Origin of the sequence: Blautia sp. SF-50 (assembly GCF_900101315.1) — a bacterium.
GTDB lineage: Bacteria > Bacillota > Clostridia > Lachnospirales > Lachnospiraceae > Blautia_A > Blautia_A fusiformis.
Genome location: NZ_FMUW01000015.1, coordinates 52,204 through 70,419 on the forward strand (window position 1 = coordinate 52,204; position 18,216 = coordinate 70,419).

At 45.6% G+C, this 18,216-nt stretch carries 13 protein-coding genes and 3 pseudogenes; 10 read left to right on the forward strand and 6 right to left on the reverse strand.

Annotation, left to right across the window (positions count from 1 at the left end):
- Positions 1-47: 47 nt before the first annotated feature.
- The 4 genes from BLP57_RS10675 (at position 48) to BLP57_RS10690 (ending at position 4,410) form a co-directional block, all read left to right on the forward strand.
- On the forward strand, positions 48-1,442 hold the full coding sequence (locus BLP57_RS10675; RefSeq protein ID WP_092071593.1) for a hypothetical protein: 1,395 nt from the start codon (positions 48-50) through the stop codon (positions 1,440-1,442).
- Between the two features lie 90 nt (positions 1,443-1,532).
- On the forward strand, positions 1,533-2,537 hold the full coding sequence (locus tag BLP57_RS10680) for a U32 family peptidase (protein ID WP_092071645.1): 1,005 nt from the start codon (positions 1,533-1,535) through the stop codon (positions 2,535-2,537).
- Between the two features lie 123 nt (positions 2,538-2,660).
- A complete protein-coding gene (locus BLP57_RS10685) occupies positions 2,661-3,926 on the forward strand; it encodes an MATE family efflux transporter (RefSeq protein WP_330389427.1) in 1,266 nt (421 codons plus the stop codon).
- A 1-nt stretch (position 3,927) separates the two neighbouring features.
- A complete protein-coding gene (locus BLP57_RS10690) occupies positions 3,928-4,410 on the forward strand; it encodes a GNAT family N-acetyltransferase (protein ID WP_015526660.1) in 483 nt (160 codons plus the stop codon).
- 118 nt (positions 4,411-4,528) lie between these two features.
- On the opposite strand, the gene BLP57_RS10695 is transcribed toward BLP57_RS10690, so the two are convergent.
- Positions 4,529-5,548 (reverse strand): LacI family DNA-binding transcriptional regulator, encoded by a 1,020-nt coding sequence (locus BLP57_RS10695; protein WP_015526659.1) that lies wholly within the window; start codon positions 5,546-5,548, stop codon positions 4,529-4,531.
- 394 nt (positions 5,549-5,942) lie between these two features.
- Here BLP57_RS10695 and malQ point away from each other — a divergent pair, with 394 nt between their 5' ends.
- Together malQ and BLP57_RS10705 are read left to right on the forward strand one after the other, a co-directional pair.
- Positions 5,943-7,451: a 4-alpha-glucanotransferase gene (gene malQ / locus BLP57_RS10700; protein WP_092071599.1), complete on the forward strand. Its 1,509-nt coding sequence runs from the start codon at positions 5,943-5,945 to the stop codon at positions 7,449-7,451.
- A 276-nt stretch (positions 7,452-7,727) separates the two neighbouring features.
- On the forward strand, positions 7,728-8,357 hold the full coding sequence (locus BLP57_RS10705; RefSeq protein WP_092071602.1) for a metal-dependent hydrolase: 630 nt from the start codon (positions 7,728-7,730) through the stop codon (positions 8,355-8,357).
- Positions 8,358-8,365: 8 nt separating this feature from the next.
- Here the strand turns inward: BLP57_RS10705 and BLP57_RS18730 are convergent.
- Positions 8,366-8,554 (reverse strand): annotated as a pseudogene (locus tag BLP57_RS18730) (DUF6783 domain-containing protein).
- Between BLP57_RS18730 and BLP57_RS18735 the strand changes: the two are divergent.
- Positions 8,492-8,635: pseudogene (locus tag BLP57_RS18735) on the forward strand (DUF6783 domain-containing protein); the annotation flags it as partial. The pseudogenes BLP57_RS18730 and BLP57_RS18735 sit on opposite strands and share 63 nt — an antisense overlap.
- 61 nt (positions 8,636-8,696) lie before the next feature.
- Here BLP57_RS18735 and sstT read toward each other — a convergent pair.
- Positions 8,697-9,905 carry a serine/threonine transporter SstT gene (sstT, locus tag BLP57_RS10715; RefSeq protein ID WP_092071605.1) on the reverse strand — a complete coding sequence of 403 codons (1,209 nt, stop codon included), beginning with the start codon at positions 9,903-9,905 and terminating at the stop codon, positions 8,697-8,699.
- Between the two features lie 235 nt (positions 9,906-10,140).
- Positions 10,141-11,496 carry an MATE family efflux transporter gene (locus tag BLP57_RS10720; protein ID WP_092071608.1) on the reverse strand — a complete coding sequence of 452 codons (1,356 nt, stop codon included), beginning with the start codon at positions 11,494-11,496 and terminating at the stop codon, positions 10,141-10,143.
- Between the two features lie 238 nt (positions 11,497-11,734).
- Between BLP57_RS10720 and BLP57_RS10725 the strand changes: the two are divergent.
- Positions 11,735-12,889 (forward strand): annotated as a pseudogene (locus BLP57_RS10725) (FprA family A-type flavoprotein); the annotation flags it as partial.
- A gap of 101 nt (positions 12,890-12,990) precedes the next feature.
- Here the strand turns inward: BLP57_RS10725 and BLP57_RS10730 are convergent.
- Both BLP57_RS10730 and BLP57_RS10735 read right to left on the reverse strand, forming a co-directional pair.
- Positions 12,991-14,826 (reverse strand): amylosucrase, encoded by a 1,836-nt coding sequence (locus BLP57_RS10730; RefSeq protein WP_175442978.1) that lies wholly within the window; start codon positions 14,824-14,826, stop codon positions 12,991-12,993.
- Between the two features lie 161 nt (positions 14,827-14,987).
- Positions 14,988-16,016 (reverse strand): LacI family DNA-binding transcriptional regulator, encoded by a 1,029-nt coding sequence (locus BLP57_RS10735; RefSeq protein ID WP_092071614.1) that lies wholly within the window; start codon positions 16,014-16,016, stop codon positions 14,988-14,990.
- 297 nt (positions 16,017-16,313) lie between these two features.
- Here BLP57_RS10735 and BLP57_RS10740 point away from each other — a divergent pair, with 297 nt between their 5' ends.
- Complete coding sequence (locus BLP57_RS10740) at positions 16,314-17,252, forward strand: ABC transporter permease (protein ID WP_015526649.1); 939 nt, start codon at positions 16,314-16,316, stop codon at positions 17,250-17,252.
- An 11-nt stretch (positions 17,253-17,263) separates the two neighbouring features.
- The gene (locus tag BLP57_RS10745; RefSeq protein ID WP_015526648.1) at positions 17,264-18,160 is read left to right on the forward strand and encodes a carbohydrate ABC transporter permease; all 897 of its coding nucleotides are present in this window, start codon (positions 17,264-17,266) and stop codon (positions 18,158-18,160) included.
- Positions 18,161-18,216: the final 56 nt, after the last annotated feature.

Sequence of the window (18,216 nt, forward strand, 5' to 3'; positions counted from 1 at the left end):
GAGCATATGGCATCTCCTTTTTTGCCTGAAGGGAGGAAGCTTTCCTGATGAGGATTTCTATGATACCATTTGGATTACTGTCCGGTTTTATGGATAGCAAAGAAATCCGGATCACAGAGCTGGGTGAAGATGGATTTCGATTTCGGCTGTCAGAGGAATGCCCGGAACCGGAGCAGTTTCTGATCTGTTTTTATGATATGAAAAAAGCCGGGTACAGGAGAGTGGAGATCCGGAGGTTTGGGATGAGTGTAGCAGAGGAGCAATGCCTGCAGGATCAACAGCCAGTTGAAAAGAAAACCGGAAAATATTTTTACAGGGAATATTCTGTGAGAGTGGAACAGAAGGATTATGTACAGGAGGTTCGGCGTCTGGCCGGAGAGTACAACAGATATATCCGTCTGAAGCTGGATGGAGACGATGGAGAGCTGGCGAAATCACTGACCGGTTATCCTGCGGAGCTGGATGAGATGCACTGCAGGAGTCTGGAGGAACAGAAGAAGCAGTGGTTTCTCAGAGAAAGTGAAAAGGCTTCCGGAAATCCACAGGATACAATGGGTACAGAAGAATTAAGGCTTTTGGATAATACAGAGTTTGCCCTGGAATTAAACTGCACTTCCCTGTATGAAGAATATCTGTGCCAGCCGCTGCAGGCTTTTCTGGCGTCTTACTGGCAGAAGAATTATCTCACTCACAGTTATTTTGCAGGCCGGACACCGGACAGATTTTATATTGGAAATCAGTTCTGCCATAACCTGTTTCCGATAGAAGAGCAGCTTTTTTCTATTATGGATAAAATGTATTCGGAGGGATCGGAGATCACACTGGTATTTTCTTATATCCGGGAATTTATGCTTTCGTCTGTGGGAAAGCTTCTGGAAAAGGTGGATAACTGGTGCTGTATTCATGGGGTGAATGTGGAAATCGTAGTCAATGACTGGGCCATGGTGGAAATGCTCTGTGGAAAAACATCCCGCCTGCATCCTGTTCTGGGCACATTGCTTAATAAACGAAAAAAGGATCCGCGAATGAAATATAAATCCGGTGATACCTTATTATTTCAGCAAAACAGCCTGAATGCGGGGTTTTATCGGGATTTTTTGGCTGAAGAATTTCATATCCACAGATACGAATGGGAGTCCTGCGGATATCCACAGGAGCTTCCGCCGGGAAAAAACAGTCTGCATCTGCCTTTTTATCAGACAAACACTTCGCAGTACTGTCCATTGTATGCTTTGTGCACCACCGGAGATTGCGGTACACAGCAGCTTGCGGAGCACTGTCCGAAATTCTGTGAAAAATACGCACTGCTTTATCCGGAACATTTACACATGGCAGGGCGGTATAACTCCCTGTTTGGTGTGGATAAAACACTTCCGGAGTCAACGGAAATGTGGAAAAATATAAAAGGCACAAAGCCGGATCGCATTGTTGTTAATATATGACAGGTGATGAGCAGGCTTCGAAGGTGGATCGCGAATATCCGTTTGACAAGAATACATTGCGGAAAAAAGGAACAGGACATGGAGAACAGTATGAAAATAACAGCCGGGTTAGGCTCCATAGAGGAATATGAACGTTTTGTGCAGGCAGGAGCAGATGAATTTTTCTGTGGCTATGTACCCTTTTCCTGGGCGGAAAAATACGGCACAGTAATGCCGTTAAATCGCAGGGAGGTTCTCTGCTGTAATGTTCAGCTTGGAGCATACAGTGAGCTGGAAATTCTTTCCCGGATGGTGAAAAAATATAAAAAGCCGGTGCATCTCACCTTCAATTCCCTGTATTATCTTCCGGAACAGTATCCGGAGATCGGAGATATCATAGAAAAGTGCATGGGAATTGGATTTCGAAGCTATATCATTGCAGATCCGGCGCTTCTTGTTTATCTGAAAAACAGGGGGATTTCCTGTGAGATCCATCTCAGCGGAGAGACGGGGGAAGTGAACAGTGAAATGCTGAAGATGTTCCGGCGCTTTCCTCTGAAGAGATTGATCTTTCATCGGAAAAACACGTTCCGGGATATGCAGTCTGTTATTGCATCTCAGAGAGAAGTGGAAAAACAGGCCGGGATCCGACCGGAGGCGGGAATGGAGTTCGAGGCCTTTGTGCTGAATGAGATGTGCCAGTTTACGGGAGCATTCTGTAATTCTCTTCACTGTGATGAGATGGGATATCTTTGCAGGGTGTCCTATTGGCTTGGAACTGTACGGAATGGTGATGCTGTTCCGGAAAAAATAATGGCTCTTCAGGAGCAGGCGTGGGATCAGGAACCGGATCTGAAAGCATATGATGAATCCGGATATCTTTGTGGTGAGACAGGCTGTGGACTGTGTGCACTGTATCAGCTGAAGCAGGCAGGGATCACGCATCTGAAGCTGGTTGGCCGGGGAAACTATGTGGATCACATGGAAAAAGATATCCGGAATTTGCGAAAAGCGTTGGAAATCCTGGACGCTGCAGAAAATGAGAGGGAATTTAAATGTACGTTAAAACGGATAGTGTTTCCGGCGGGGTGTAGCGAAAGATGTTATTATCAGTAACAAAAAGAGAAGCTTTTTGGGGTTAGGATAAATGATAAATGGGATGAAACCAGAATCAGGAAAGGACATGGTGCATATATGCTGAGGCAGTTTTTTAAATATATTTTTCAAAGCATTGCAGGTATGATCGGAATATCGGTTTATATTCTGGCGGATACATTTTTTATATCAGTTCATTCAGGTGCAGATGGCCTGGCAGTTCTGAATCTGATCCTTCCGGTGTATGGATTGGTATATGCTATCGGGGCAATGATCGGTATCGGTTCTGCTACCCGATTCGGGATCAACAGAGCTAAGGGTGAGAATACGGATCACTATTTTCTGCAGTCTGTTTTCTGGAGCGTTCTGTGCAGTGTGCCATTTATTATCACAGGTATTGTTGCACCGGAGAAATTTCTTCACCTTCTTGGTGCAGATGCAGGTCTGACTGCCCTTGGAAAAAGCTATCTCCGCATCATGCTGATCACTACGCCGCTGTTTATGGTCAATTATACGTTTACTGCTTTTGCAAGAAATGACCAGGGAACCTCCACTGCCATGGCAGGGGCGATTTCCGCAAGTCTTTTCAATATTGTGTTTGACTATATTTTTATGTTTCCAATGAAACTGGGGCTTGCCGGAGCAGCGCTGGCAACTGCCATCAGTCCTGCCATTACAATGGCGATCTGCACAACCCATTATCTTGGGAAAAAGAATCACGTAGGTTTCCGGTGGGTACGGCCTTCCATCCGCCATCTGATCTCATGCTGTCAGCTTGGGATTTCGGCCTTTGTCGGAGAGCTTTCCTCAGCGATCATTACGATCATTTTTAACATGCTTCTTCTTGGGATCGCAGGAAATGTAAGCGTGGCAGCCTACGGAGTAGTGGCTAATCTTTCCCTTGTGGCAATGTCTATTTTTAACGGACTGGCGCAAGGTGCACAGCCGCTTATCAGCAAAAGCTACGGAGAAGGACAGCGTGACCATGTAAAAAGCCTGCTTCGCTGGAGTCTGGTTTCCTGTGCAGTGCTGGAAGCGGTGACGATCCTGGTGGTGTGGGGCTTTACAGACAATCTGGTCGCTGTTTTTAACAGTGAAAATAACCAGCAGCTTCTGGATTATGCGCATGTGGGCCTGCGGATTTACTTCCTGGGATTCCTGTTTGCGGGGATCAATATTATGCTGGTGGCGTATTTTTCGGCGGTGGATCGTGCAGTTCCGGCGATCGTGGGATCGCTTATGCGTGGTGTTATCGCTATTGCTGCAAGTGCGGTGATCTTGTCCGGATTATTTGGGATCAATGGCGTGTGGAGCTCTTTTCTGAGTTCAGAGATCATTACATTTGCTGTAATCCTGATACTGGCGAGATCCGGGCGGAAAAAGAATGTATTTTCAGGAGAAAGGATATAAAATGAATTTCGAGCGTGTAAAAAGAGAAGAAGCAGATACAGTTCTGAAGCTGTACCGTTCATTGCTGGGGACGCCCTATTGTGTGTGGACAGAGGAGTATCCTTCAGAAAAAGAAGTGGAATTTGATCTTTCCAGAGATGCGCTGTTCTGTATGCGGGACGATACGGGAAATATCGCAGGTGTGATCTCCATTGATGATGATCCAAATGTGGAATGTCTCACATGCTGGTCAGAAACCATGGTGCCGTCAGTGGAGGTCTCCCGGGTGGGAGTATGTCAGGAATTCCAGAATCAGGGGATTGCCGGGAAACTTCTTAAGGGTGTGATGGAAGAGCTGAAGAAGCGGGGCTATAAAGCTGTACATCTTCTTGTTGCGAAGGACAATGTAAAAGCACTCCGTTCTTATGATAAGCTGAATTTTGAGAACGTGGGAGAGTGTGAACTCTGGGGACATATGTACTGGTGTTATGAGAAAGCATTATAAAAAATGAAAAACAGGTATCTTTTTGCCGGGTGGTAGATCGACCACCAATGTCAGATCGATAAGTGGTGGTCAATACACAGTCAGCGGAGAAGATACCTGTTTTTTGTTTGAAAGCAGATCAGATCCTCCGGCAGCTGTCCCTTTCGATCAGCTGGTGAGGTACAATGATCTTTGTGGCCGGAAGGCTCGGATTTTCGATATGACTGATCATCTGCGTGGCTGCTTCCATTCCAAGCTGCCCGGAGTTAATATCAATGGAGGTCAGCTGAGGCGAAGTCAGTCTGGCAAAAAGTGAGTTGTTAAAGGAAAGAATGGACAGATCCTCCGGTATGGAGATATCTGCTTCCATACAGATCCTTTCCAGAGAAAGCGCCAGAATATCATCACTGACAAGCACAGCTGTAGGACGATCCTCGCTTAAAAGCAGCTTTCGAAGCTCCTGAAACTCATCCTGGGAAGCTGCCGAAACCTCTATACAGTATTCAGGCTGTACGGTTAATCCGTGACTGATCAGCGCAGTCATGTAGCCGGTTTTGCGGTCTGCGGAAAAGACCAGGGAATTATCTACACCCAGATAAGCGATCTTCCGGTGGCCCAGAGCATAAAGATACTCCGTTGCCTCCTGTCCGGCCAGAAGGTTGTCATTATCGATATAGATCGTATGATTGGTGTATTGTGCCGGTTTTCCGATCAGGATATAGAGAAGTCCTTCACTGAAAAGAAAATCAATAACAGGATCATTCACACGGGAATAAAGAACAATAAATCCGTCAACCTTACCGCTTCTGGACATGGAACGTACTGCGTTAAGGATCTCTTCTTCATTCTGACCGGTAACAATGGTGCTGATATACTGATGTGCGTTACAGTAGTGGCTGATCCCCCGGATCGTCTCAAGGTAAAAGGAATTCTCGTATGTCTCCTTTGGGGATGGAGGCAGGATGATACCGATGGAGCGGGAAATCTGTGCTGCCAGGTTGCTGGCCTGGAAATTCGGCTCATAGCCAAGCTCCACCATGGCTCTGCGTACACGTTCCTTGGTTTCTTCACTGATAGATGGATTATTTTTGCAGGTTCTGGAAACGGTGGACGGGGACACCCCGGCCAGAGCTGCCACATCTTTGATGGTTACTGCCATAAATTTGCCTCCTCACGGATATGCCGGATCAAAGCGGAAGTATGCCTCTGATCCGGCTTTTTTTATCTCAGTCTGATAGAGATATTGTAGTTCATAACAAGGATACTGTCAAACATATTGCACGGAAAATTGCATGAAATTGCGTAAAAACAGATGCACAGAAAATCAGGTAGTGAGATGCAGACAGATTCTGTTTGACATAATAAAAAACTGCACAAAATCAGGATGTAAAAATTGTAAGAAAGGTAGAAAAGACAAAAACGCATTGCACTTCATGCAAAACGGACGTATAATTTACGCAAACGGTTGCGTAGATTATATGAATATGCATCCGTGAGAGGATAATAGATAAGATGCTCTGAGATGCAGGGCTCAACATAAGGAGAGAAAAGATATGGATAAAAGAGCAGCCGGCATTCTGATGCCGATCACAAGCCTGCCGTCAGAGTACGGCATCGGATGTTTTTCAAAGAGTGCCTATGATTTTGTGGACTGGCTGAAGGAAGCGGGACAGAGCTACTGGCAGATCCTTCCGCTGGGACCTACCAGTTACGGAGATTCTCCGTACCAGTCCTTCTCCACTTTTGCGGGAAATCCGTATTTTATCAGCCTGAAGGCACTGGTGGAGGAAGGCGTCCTTACAAAGGAGGACTGTGATAAGGTCAGCTGGGGAAGAAGAGCAGACAGCGTAGACTATGAAAAAATCTACAAAGGCCGTTACAAGCTTCTCCGCAAAGCTTACGAAAACAGCAACATTAGCGAGAATCCGGATTATCAGAAATTTGTTGCAGAAAACAGCTGGTGGCTTTCCGACTATGCACTTTTTATGGCAGTAAAGGATCAGTTCGGCGGTGTTGAGTGGACAAAATGGGCAGAGGATATCCGCCTTCGCTGGGCAAATGCCATGGATTACTATCGCAGAGAATTATATTTTGATATTGAATTCCAGCAGTATATACAGTTCAAATTCTATGAGCAGTGGATGAAACTGAAAAAATATGCCAACGAAAAAGGCATTCAGATCATCGGAGATATCCCGATCTATGTAGCTATGGACAGTGCAGATACCTGGGCTCATCCGGAACTTTTCCAGCTGGATGAGGAGAATGTGCCGGTGGCTGTAGCCGGATGCCCGCCGGACGGTTTTTCCGCAACAGGACAGCTTTGGGGAAATCCACTGTACCGCTGGGATTACCACAGAAATACAGGATATCAGTGGTGGATCTCCAGACTGAGCTACGTATTCCGCCTTTATGACGTGGTAAGGATCGATCATTTCCGTGGCTTTGACGAGTATTTTTCCATTCCGTACGGTGCAGAAAATGCCATTGGCGGTCATTGGGAAAAAGGTCCCGGGATCGATCTGTTCCGCAAAGTGGAGCAGGCCCTTGGCTGGAAGCAGGTCATTGCGGAGGATCTTGGCTATGTGACAGATTCTGTGCGTCAGCTTGTCCATGACAGTGGATTCCCGGGAATGAAGGTCCTGGAGTTTGCGTTTGATTCCAGAGATTCCGGCTGTGCCAACGATTATCTTCCGCACAACTATCCGGAGAACAGTGTGGCATACACAGGAACCCATGATAATGAGACCATCGCCGGATGGTGGAAGAGCATTATGGCAAAAGAGCGTAAGCTTGCCAGGGATTATCTCTGTGATAACTATACACCGGATAAAGAGCTGCATAAATGCTTTATCAGCCTGGTTATGAGAAGCAGTGCAAAGCTCTGTGTGATCCCTATGCAGGATTATATGGGACTGGATAACAGCTGCAGAATGAACCAGCCTTCCACAGTAGGAAAGAACTGGAAGTGGAGGATCCGCAAAAGGGAGCTGACTGTGAAGCTTCAGAAAGAGATCCAAGGTATTGCACTTCGCTACGGACGTATGAACTGGTCTGATTAAAAGAGAGATCCAAGAGACATATTCCATTTAAACGGGACGTGAAAGAAAGTAGAAAGATTTTAGATAGAATCGTAATTTTTTATGTGATATAATGCTGTTTCGTGGAGGCAGCTGTCAGTAAAAGGTAAGGCTGACAGCTGCCTTATTGTATTTTTAGATCTGCGGTAAATGATAAAGTGATACATTTATATATGCAGAAGATCAGAAGAGAGTGTCTGATCTGTAGCAGTGGATAATCCTGAATAACGGAAGATTTTTTACAATAAGGGGAGAATTATGACAGGAAAAACACACGCGGCAGTCGGACTCGGAACAGTGCTGGCAGTTACACAGCCCTCTACGGTTTCCGGTCTGGTACTTGCGGCAGGAACAGGAATGCTTGGAGCATTGATCAGCGACATTGATGTAGGAACCTCCAAATCCCATAAGGATGCGGACCGGATCACACTGATCGCGGTACTGCTTGTGGCAGCAGAGATCGCATTGAATTATTTTTATGATTTTTCTATCTGGGAAAAGATCCGCAATAACCAGTCTATGGCGCCGGTTGCCATGGGAGTTATTATTTTTATCGCAGTCTGCGCCTTTGGAAAAAATCAGCCGCACCGGTCATTTATGCATTCGATCATGGCTATGGCCATTTTAAGTGCAGCCATATCCATGGTGTCCGTGAAGCTGGTCCTTTATTTTGTGGTTGGATTCGCATCACATCTGGTGCTGGACTGCTTTAACCGGAAACGGGTACGGATCCTGTATCCGCTGCCGGGCGGCATTGCGCTGGATTTCTGTAAGGCAGGAGGCTTTGTGGATTCCCTGCTTTTTAAGCTTGGATCTGTAGCTGTGATCTTTGAGATCGTATATCTGGCTGTGCAGATGGGAGAGAACTGGAAGCTTTTTCGAATGTAGAGGATGTTTTATTTACCGATTACGGATAATTTTATATGGGGCAGATATTGCAGGAACTGAAGGTTAGAGCGTGTTTGAAAAATCATTCCCGTAATCTGCACGCCCCACTTTGCGGTATATTTTACCCGAATTCAGTTGCCGTAGCCCGCTACGGCGCCCTCATCCGGACAAAATCTCCCACAAATTGTGACGCACATCTTGCAGAAAGCCTTTTTCAAACACGCTCTAAGCCAAAAAAGGAGCAGATTTTCCAAATACGGAAGATCTGCTCCTTTTAACCGAATCAAGGGAGTCCCCTGTTTCAATTATGAATATCCGCCTGACGGTTTATAAGTGTGATCATTTATTCTTTCTGATCCTGCAGGCGCATGCTGTGTAAAGTACGTCTGTGGAAGAGTTCAGTGCTGTCTCACAGGAATCCTGGATCACGCCTACGATGAAACCGACACCAACTACCTGCATGGCAACATCATTGGGGATTCCGAAAAGGCTGCAGGCCATCGGGATCAGAAGAAGAGAACCGCCGGCAACTCCGGAAGCACCAGCCGCGCTTGCAGCAGCCAGGATGCAGAGGATCAGAGCGGTCGGGAAGTCTACGCTGATACCGAGTGTATGTGCAGCTGCCAGAGCCATGATGGAAATGGTGATCGCTGCACCACCCATGTTGATGGTCGCACCAAGAGGGATGGAGATGGAGTAGGTATCCTCATCAAGTCCGAGATCCTTGCACAGCTCCATGTTTACCGGAATGTTGGCGGCAGAGCTTCTTGTGAAGAATGCTGTGATACCACTGTCCTTCAGGCAGCGCAGAACCAGCGGATACGGATTCTGGCGTGTGCAGATGAAAGTAATGATCGGGTTGATCACCAGTGCAACAAAGAGCATGGTTCCCACCAGTATACAGATCAGACGGCCATAGCTTAACAGTACGCCAAGCCCCTGCTCGGAGATGGTTGTGAAGATCAGGCTCATGATACCAAATGGAGCAAGGCTGATGATCCATCTTACGGCTGTGGAGGTTGCATCGGAAATGTTTTCGATGACAGTCTTGGTAGTTTCACTTGCGGCCTTCAGTGCGATACCGAAGATGATGGCCCATGCAAGGATACCGATATAGTTGGCGTTGACAAGTGCGTCAACCGGGTTGGAAACAATGTTCATCAGAAGGTTTTTGAGGACCTCTGCAACACCGCTTGGCGGAGTGACGTCGGAAGTATTTGTATTTTCGGAAAAAGTCAGCATGATCGGGAACAGGCGGCTGGAGATCACAGCTGCCAGTGCTGAGAGTATATTTCCCAGAAGATAAAGTACAACAACGAATTTCATGTTTGTTTTCTGGCCTTTTCCCATGTGGCACAGAGAGCTCATTACCAGGAAGAACACCAGAAGCGGAGCAATTCCACGAAGAGCACCGACGAACAGATCACCGAGAATGGAGATCACAGATGCCTGAGGGATTGCAAGTCCGAGAATGATACCAACGATCAGACCACAGATGATACGCTTGATCAGGTTGATGCTGTTCCATTTTTGAATCAGGTTTTTCATAACTAGTTTCCTCTTTCCTATTGTGTGAGTGTGCTAAAAAAATGCTGAGCCGCAAAGCAACGATCCAGTGTAAAGGGCGGATTGTTCTAAGCCGGTATTACTGCATCGCGTAAAAGCACAACAGGATAATTATATACAATTATGTCCGCCTTGTAAAGACAAATGTACATAAAACGCAAAAAGATATAAAAAAGCGCCAGATCAATGCTTCGTCTGGCGCTATATATTTGAAGTTTCAGGTCCGAATTTTCCGGAAGCTTACAGCAAAGAACAGAACCTCCGCAAAGCCTGTAATTCCCCATGAGAAAATATACAGGAGATAAAGTGAGGAAATGGTCTGGAAGTGTGCGAACACCGTATAGAACCAGATGACACGGAATACACAGGATCCCAGAATGATGATGATGGTCGGTGGGATACTTTTTCCGATGCCACGGGAAGCGGCGATACTGCAATCCATAAAACAGCTGAAGGCATAGCTGAAGCCCATGATCCGGATCCTCTCCATGCCGGCATCGATGACTGCCGGTTCTGTGGCAAACAGTGACAGAAACTGCGGACCGAAAACAAGAAGCAGTCCACCAAGGATCGCACCTGCGATGAAGGCATAGGTAAGGCTGATTCCATAAGTTTTCAGCATACGTTTTTTATTTCCGGCACCCCAGTTCTGACCGATGAAGCTTGCGCATGCAGTATAGAAAGCAAACATGACGTTGTAGATCAGAGAGTCTGCATTTGCGGCAGCGGCATTTCCGGAAACCGTGACTGCATCGAAGGAGTTGACACCGGTCTGTACGAACAGATTTGCAATGGCAAAAATCCCGTTCTGCAGACCTGTGGGAATACCAAGAAGCAGTACTGCTTTACAGGCCTTCGGGTGAAGACGGAGCTTACGCAGGGATACCCTGCATTCGTCTTTTCTCCGAAGGAGGTGGATCATTACCAGCGCTGCGGAGATATACAGTGCGATCGCGCTGGCAGTTGCCACACCTGCGGCGGCCATATGACAGACGATAACGAAAAACAGGTTCAGAAGAACGTTGATCACTCCGGCAATGGAAAGATAGATCAGCGGTCTCTTCGTATCGCCGCGGGCACTTAATACGCCGTTACCGAAATTGTATACAGCCATGGCCGGCATACCCAGAGCATAAATCTTCATATATAAAACAGCCTGGTCCATCAGCTCCGGTTTCGTATTCATCATGGACAGCATCTGTCCGGAAAACAGAAGACAGACGACACAGACCAGAAGTCCTGCGATGGCACAGAGAAGAAGAGATGTATGAATCGTTTCTTCGGTACCTTTTCTGTTTTCGGCACCAAGCTCGTGTGCTACACGAACATTGACTCCGGCGCCCATGCCAATCAGGATTCCGGTAAATAAAGTGACCAGCAGAGTTGTGGAACCCACAGCTCCAAGTGCCATGTAATCTGCAAATCGCCCCACAACCGCAACATCACTTAAATTAAAAAGAACCTCCAACACCTGGGACCCCATCAGGGGAAGGCTGAAGAGGAGGATATTTTTCCAGAGAGAGCCGGAGGTCATCTCAATGGAAGACGTTTTCTTTTTTTTATTTTCACACATAGTTTACCTCATAAAAATTATAAAAAATTCCTTCATCCAAGGTATACAATACTATGTTGGAATAGGTTTGTAAAGAGGGGAAAATAGCTCTTTTACCAGGCGCAGAGGTTTGTTTTTATTTATAGATTCTACATTGATTTCAGTACGAACAATGATATAATAAATGAGAGCAATAAGAAAGTATTTTCAGAAATATTGGAAATATAAAATACAGCAGACTAAGGAGGAACTCTATACAATGAAAATCGGAAATGATATTTATTATGTAGGAGTAAACGATCATCAGGTAGACCTGTTTGAGGGACAGTATGTAGTGCCAAACGGAATGTCCTACAATTCCTATGTGATCAAAGATGAGAAGATCGCAGTTATGGACACTGTAGATGCCGGCTTCACAGAAGAGTGGCTGGGAAAAGTTGCAGAGGTTCTGGATGGTGCGAAACCGGATTATCTTGTAGTCCAGCATATGGAGCCGGACCATGCAGCAAACATTGAGAATTTCATGAAAGCATACCCGGATACAACTGTTGTTGCCAACACAAAGACCTTTACCATGATGGAGAATTTCTTCCGTGGAATGGATCTGGAAGGAAAGAAACATATTGTAGCCAACGGTGATACCCTGACACTTGGAAAACACGTCCTTACCTTTGTATTTGCACCGATGGTTCACTGGCCGGAGGTTATGGTTACATATGACAGCACAGACAAAGTTCTGTTTTCCGCAGACGGCTTTGGCAAATTCGGAGCTCTTGATGTAGAAGAGGACTGGGACTGCGAAGCACGTCGCTACTATATCGGAATCGTCGGAAAATACGGTCCGCAGGTACAGAAGCTTCTCAAGGCAGCAGCAACTCTTGATATCCAGACCATCTGCCCGCTCCACGGACCGGTCCTTACCGAGAATCTTGGACATTATCTGGAGAAATATGATATCTGGTCTTCTTATAAAGTAGAGAGTGAAGGCGTAATGATCGCCTACACATCTGTATACGGACATACAAAGAAAGCAGCAGAGCTTCTTGCACAGAAGCTGGAGGAAAAGGGCTGCCCGAAGGTTGTTGTCTGCGATCTTGCAAGAGAAGACATGGCAGAGGCAGTGGAGGATGCTTTCCGCTACGGCAAGCTGGTACTGGCCAGCATTACATACAACGGAGAAGCATTCCCGTTTATGCGTACATTCATCGAGAACCTGACAGAGCGTAATTACCAGAACCGCACCATCGGCCTCATTGAGAACGGAAGCTGGGCACCGACTGCAGCTAAAGTCATGAAAGGAATGTTCGAGAAGAGTAAAAATATCACATGGCTTGAGAACAATGTAAAGATCATGTCCTCCCTCAGCGATGAGAATGTGGCAGAGATCGATGCAATGGCAGAGGAGCTCTGCAAGTAATTTCTGAATACCAGAACAGCTTATAAAAAATAAAGATATAACATAATAAAAAGACGTGGATCCGTAAGTCCACGTCTTTTTTATTTACCAAGTAACAGTTACATCCTCTTACACCACATAAATCCATAAGCCGGAAGCTCCACGTCCTTAAGCTCCAGTGTCTGGTCAGTGATCAGATCGCGGAAGGTTCCTTCCTCCTGCATCCAGGCAGTTTTTTTGCTGTCACTGAAATTGAAGATTCCGATGAAACGTTCGTTTCCTTTCTGGCGGAGGATGCAGAGAATGCTGTCATCATGAACATCGTATGTATACACGTCACAGTCCTTATCAAAAACAGATTCCTGGCTGCGGATCTGCTCCATGCGGCTAAGAGTCTGGAAGATCTGTCCCTCAACGGAGGATTTGGAGTTTCTTTTTCCGGCAAGCTCCCACTGGAAAGCACCACGGTGGATATAGCGGGAATCTGCAGCCTTATCCGGATCCTCTTTATAGGAATAATCATTGAGACGTCCGATTTCATCGGAGCTGTAAAGCATCGGGATCCCGGACTGGGTAAGCATATATGCGTGAAGCATCAGATCCTCGCGGATACCCCTTTTCAGCTTCTCGTCATCTTTTTCAAAAAGAGCAGCCTCGATCCCGCACATGGAAGCAGTAGTTCCGCAGAAGCGGGCATCCTGAGTTACCGGGTCATCATTATAGAGCTCTCCGCGGCTATCGCTTCCCGGATGCTTTCCTGTAAAGAAATCATTCAGGTAACGCTTATGGGATGGCTCATCCATGCCCCATTCCTTCAGGGTGGCGAAATCAAGTCCCCAGCCGATATCGTCATGGCAGCGGAGATAATTCAGGAAGGTGTACTGTTTCGGAAGGCTGTTTACAATATCCATCTGTTTTTTCAGAAGGCGGATATCACGAGTGGCAATGCTGTTCCAGGTTGTAGCCATGGTTGTTACATTGTAAAGCATATGGCATTCCGGCTTCTCTACAGTTCCGAAATAAGGAACAACCTTCTCCGGCTCCATAACGACCTCACCCAGAAGTACAACACTTGGGCAGACGATCTCGGCGATCATACGCATCATACGAACGATCGTATGCACCTGCTTCAGGTTACGGCAGGGAGTTCCCAGTTCCTTCCAGATATACGGAACCGCATCGATACGGATCACGTCCATTCCCTGGTTTGCAAGGAAGAGGAAGTTGTACATCATCTCATTGAAAACACGGGGATTGCCGTAGTTCAGATCCCACTGGTACGGATAAAAGGTAGTCATGACATAGTGACCGATATCCGGAAGCCAGGTAAAGTTCCCCGGAGCAGTGGTTGGGAATACCTGTGGTACGGTTTTTTCGTACTCGTCCGGGATTTCACGGTTGTTGTAGAAGAAGTAACGGCTCATATATTCGCCGTCACCCTGGCGTGCTTTTTTGGCCCACTCATGATCCTCGGAGGTGTGGTTCATAACAAAATCCATACACAGGTTCATTCCGTTTTTGTGGCATTTATCTGCAAGGGCAGCCAGGTCCTTCATAGTACCAAGGTCCGGGCGGACTTTGCGGAAGTCGGCTACTGCGTAACCACCGTCGGAACGGCCCTTCGGAGTGTCCAGAAACGGCATCAGATGCAGGCAGTTCACGTTGCATTCCTTAAGATATGGAAGCTTGGCAGAAACTCCCTTGATGTTGCCGGCAAAATTGTCAATATAGAGCATCATGCCAAGCATATCCTTCTGGCGGAACCAGTCCGGATTTTTTTCTCTTTCCAGGTCGCGGTTTTTGAGCGCGCGGCGGCGTGCTGTAAAATACTGGTACATCTGGTCGCAGAGCTCTGCAAACATATCGTCATTGTGATAAAGCTCTGTGTACAGCCATCGAAGCTCGTCGTGATGATGGTTTAAACGTTCCTGAAAAATTTCCTGATCTTTTTTCATGATTTCCTCCCTGAATAGATATTTATAGATGTCGGGAAACCTGTAAAATATTTCCCGGCGGTAATGGTTATCTGACATTTTTCCACAGAATTATAGCATGAAGTTTCCGGTACATGAATATACGGGTTGTTATGGAATATGGAAAAATGTTGTAAGTATTTTCAGTCTCCTGTTGTCTGCCGTCGTATCAGAACAGGAGTGATCTTTTTGTGGATCGGTTTTTGAAGCGGTGACGGTTTTCTTTTCTTCATTTCGTTCATCTGTTCCACAAGCAGTTCCATGGTAGTCTGTGCGATCACATCAATCTGCTGTCCAATAGTAGTGATCGGAATGATGGACTCCGCAGCAATGGGTGAATTATCGAATCCGATGATCTGATATTCATCCGGCAGACAGTTGTATTTCTGGAAGATCAGATTGAGAAATATATTTGCGTAAGTATCATTGGATAAAAATATGCCTTTTTTCTGACCGGAATATTTACTGTCAATATCCTGAAAGATCACACGCATCTGTTCAAAAAGCGCCTGATAGGAATCACCGGAAACATTAAGGTTCAGTTCATAAGGAACATGATATTCCCGGCATGTTTCCTCAAAGGCACGGATACGGTCATAAGCCGGAATATTCTCAGGTACATGGACATTGATGTGGATCAGTACATCACACTGATTGCGTATCAGCAGAGAAGTAGCCTGCATGCTGCCCATGTAATTGTCTGTTGTAACGCTGCATATATGTTCTGCTTCACGTTCAATGGCGATCACAGGAATATTATAGGAAGCCAGTTTTTCAGAGGAAAGAGTATGGCTGAGAACAATAAGTCCTTCAATCTTATAAGCCATCAGCTCGTCCAGATACTGCATTTCTTTCTCCGGACCGCCATCACTGACAAAAACCAGAAATTTGTAATGATAATCGGAGTAACTTCGAAGAAGCTGTGTCAGCATTTCGGAATAATAATGAAGATAAAGGTTCGGGACAATGATCCCTACAAATTCGCTTTTTCCATTGGCAAGAACCCTGGCAAGCTTGTTTTTTCTGTAGCCGAGCTCATCAAGGGCTTTTGCGATCTTTTCCTGATTTTCCAGGGTCAGAGAATCCGGATGATTGAAATATCTGGAGATCGTAGTCTTGGAAAAACCAGTGTATTCTGCAATATCGGCAAATGTTACCTGTTTTTTAGCCATAAAAAAATAGTCTCCTTTTAACAGCAGAAAGTTATGATACGGAATGCAGATGTGATCATATAAGAGAAATCTGCAGACCGTACAAGATAATTGGATTGATGTAATTAAGTATAACAATACAGACGTTAAATAGCAATAAAAAAATAACCAGTTAAGTTACCGGTAACTTTTCTTGAATAAATTAACAAAAAAGGTTGACAGAAGCTATGTCATATAGTAGTATCAAATTATAAAGTAACCGGTTACTTTACCGGTTACTAAACAAGAACGAAAGAACAAAAACGGGAGGAAAAGAGAATGAAAAAAGGTTCTGCGAAAGCTGTTCCGGCAGGAAAAAGAACTGCTGCAGAAAAGCTTCAGTATGTGAAAAAGAACTGGCAGCTGTATGTGTTTTTTCTGCTGCCTGCACTTCTTCTGACGATCATCTTCAAATACGTGCCCATGGGTGGCGTACTGATCGCTTTTGAGGATTACAATGTCATTGATGGTGTATTTGGAAGCAAATGGGTAGGACTGGAATACTTCCGGAGATTTCTGGCATCACCGGATTTTATGAATTATCTTGTGAACACTTTGAAACTGAGTATTTACGGACTGCTGTGGGGATTTCCGATTCCGATCATCCTGGCACTTCTTCTGAATCAGATCCGGAGAGCCGGGATCAGGAAAAAAATTCAGCTTCTGATCTATGCGCCGAATTTTATTTCCGTTATCGTACTCTGTGGTATGGTTCGTATGTTTCTTTCACCGGTAGGTCCGCTGAATAAACTGATCGGTTCCGATGCCAACTGGATGACTATGCCGGCAGCATTTCGTACCATTTACATAGCCAGCGGAATCTGGCAGACAGCCGGATGGGCATCCATTATGTATACTGCAGCACTTGCCAATGCAAGTAAGGATCTGGAAGAGGCAGCAGTGGTGGATGGAGCAAATATCCTGCAGCAGATCTGGTATGTACAGCTTCCGGCTATTAAAAACATCATTGTGATCCAGTTTATCCTTCAGGCCGGAAATATTATGAGCATTGGTTTTGAAAAAGCATATGCACTGCAGACAGATATGAACCTTCCTGCATCTGAGATTCTTTCTACTTATGTATACAGAATCGGTCTTCTGAATGGAGACTATGGATATTCTACAGCAGTGGGGCTGTTTAATTCAGTGATCAATGTAATTCTTTTGATCTTTGTAAACTGGGTAGTCAAGAAACTGAATGACGGAGAGGGATTATAGGAGGTGCTGTTATGGCAAAAGCAAAGAAAAAGAAATATTCGGCATCTGACAAAGCCATTTTAGGAATCGGATACGTACTTCTGGGTGCATTTGTACTTTCCATTCTGGTTCCGCTTTTATATGTTGTGATCGCATCCTTTATGGATCCGAATGTGCTGAACAGCCAGGGGATCAGCTTTGATGTGCGGAAGTGGACGATCGATGCGTACCGCAGAGTTCTTGAAAATAATATGATCTGGAGAGGCTTTGCAAACTCATTTTTTTATTCCCTGGTGTTTACCATTATTTCAGTTCTGGTAACTCTGCTGGCAGCATATCCAATGTCCAAGAAAGAATTTGTGGGAAGAAATTTCTTCAATGTTATTTTTCTCATTACCATGTTTTTCGGTGGAGGAATGATCCCGACTTTTATCCTGATCAATCAGCTGCATCTGGTAAATACAATCTGGGCAATCCTGCTTCCGGGTGCGTTTAATGTCTGGAACATGATCCTTGCCAGAACCTATTATCAGTCTATCCCCAAGGAACTCAGAGAGGCATCTGCCATTGACGGTGCCACGGAAATCGAGCATTTTTTCAAGATTATGATGCCGGTATGCAAACCGATCATCGCAGTGCTTGCACTGTGGTCCTTTGTAGGAATGTGGAACAGTTATTTTGACGCTATGATTTATTTGAATGATGCGAAACTGCAGCCATTGCAGCTGGTACTTCGTTCCATCCTTGTACAGAATACACCGCAGCCCGGAATGATCGCAGATATCCAGAGTACTGCACAGATGGCAAAGGTAGCGGAGCTTCTGAAATATGCTACGATCATTGTATCAAGTTTACCGCTTCTGATCATGTATCCATTCTTCCAGAAATATTTTGACCAGGGCATTATGGTTGGTTCTGTAAAAGGCTGATGACAGGAGGTTGATAATGATGAAAAAAAGAATGAAGGCATTATTGGCAATCGGGC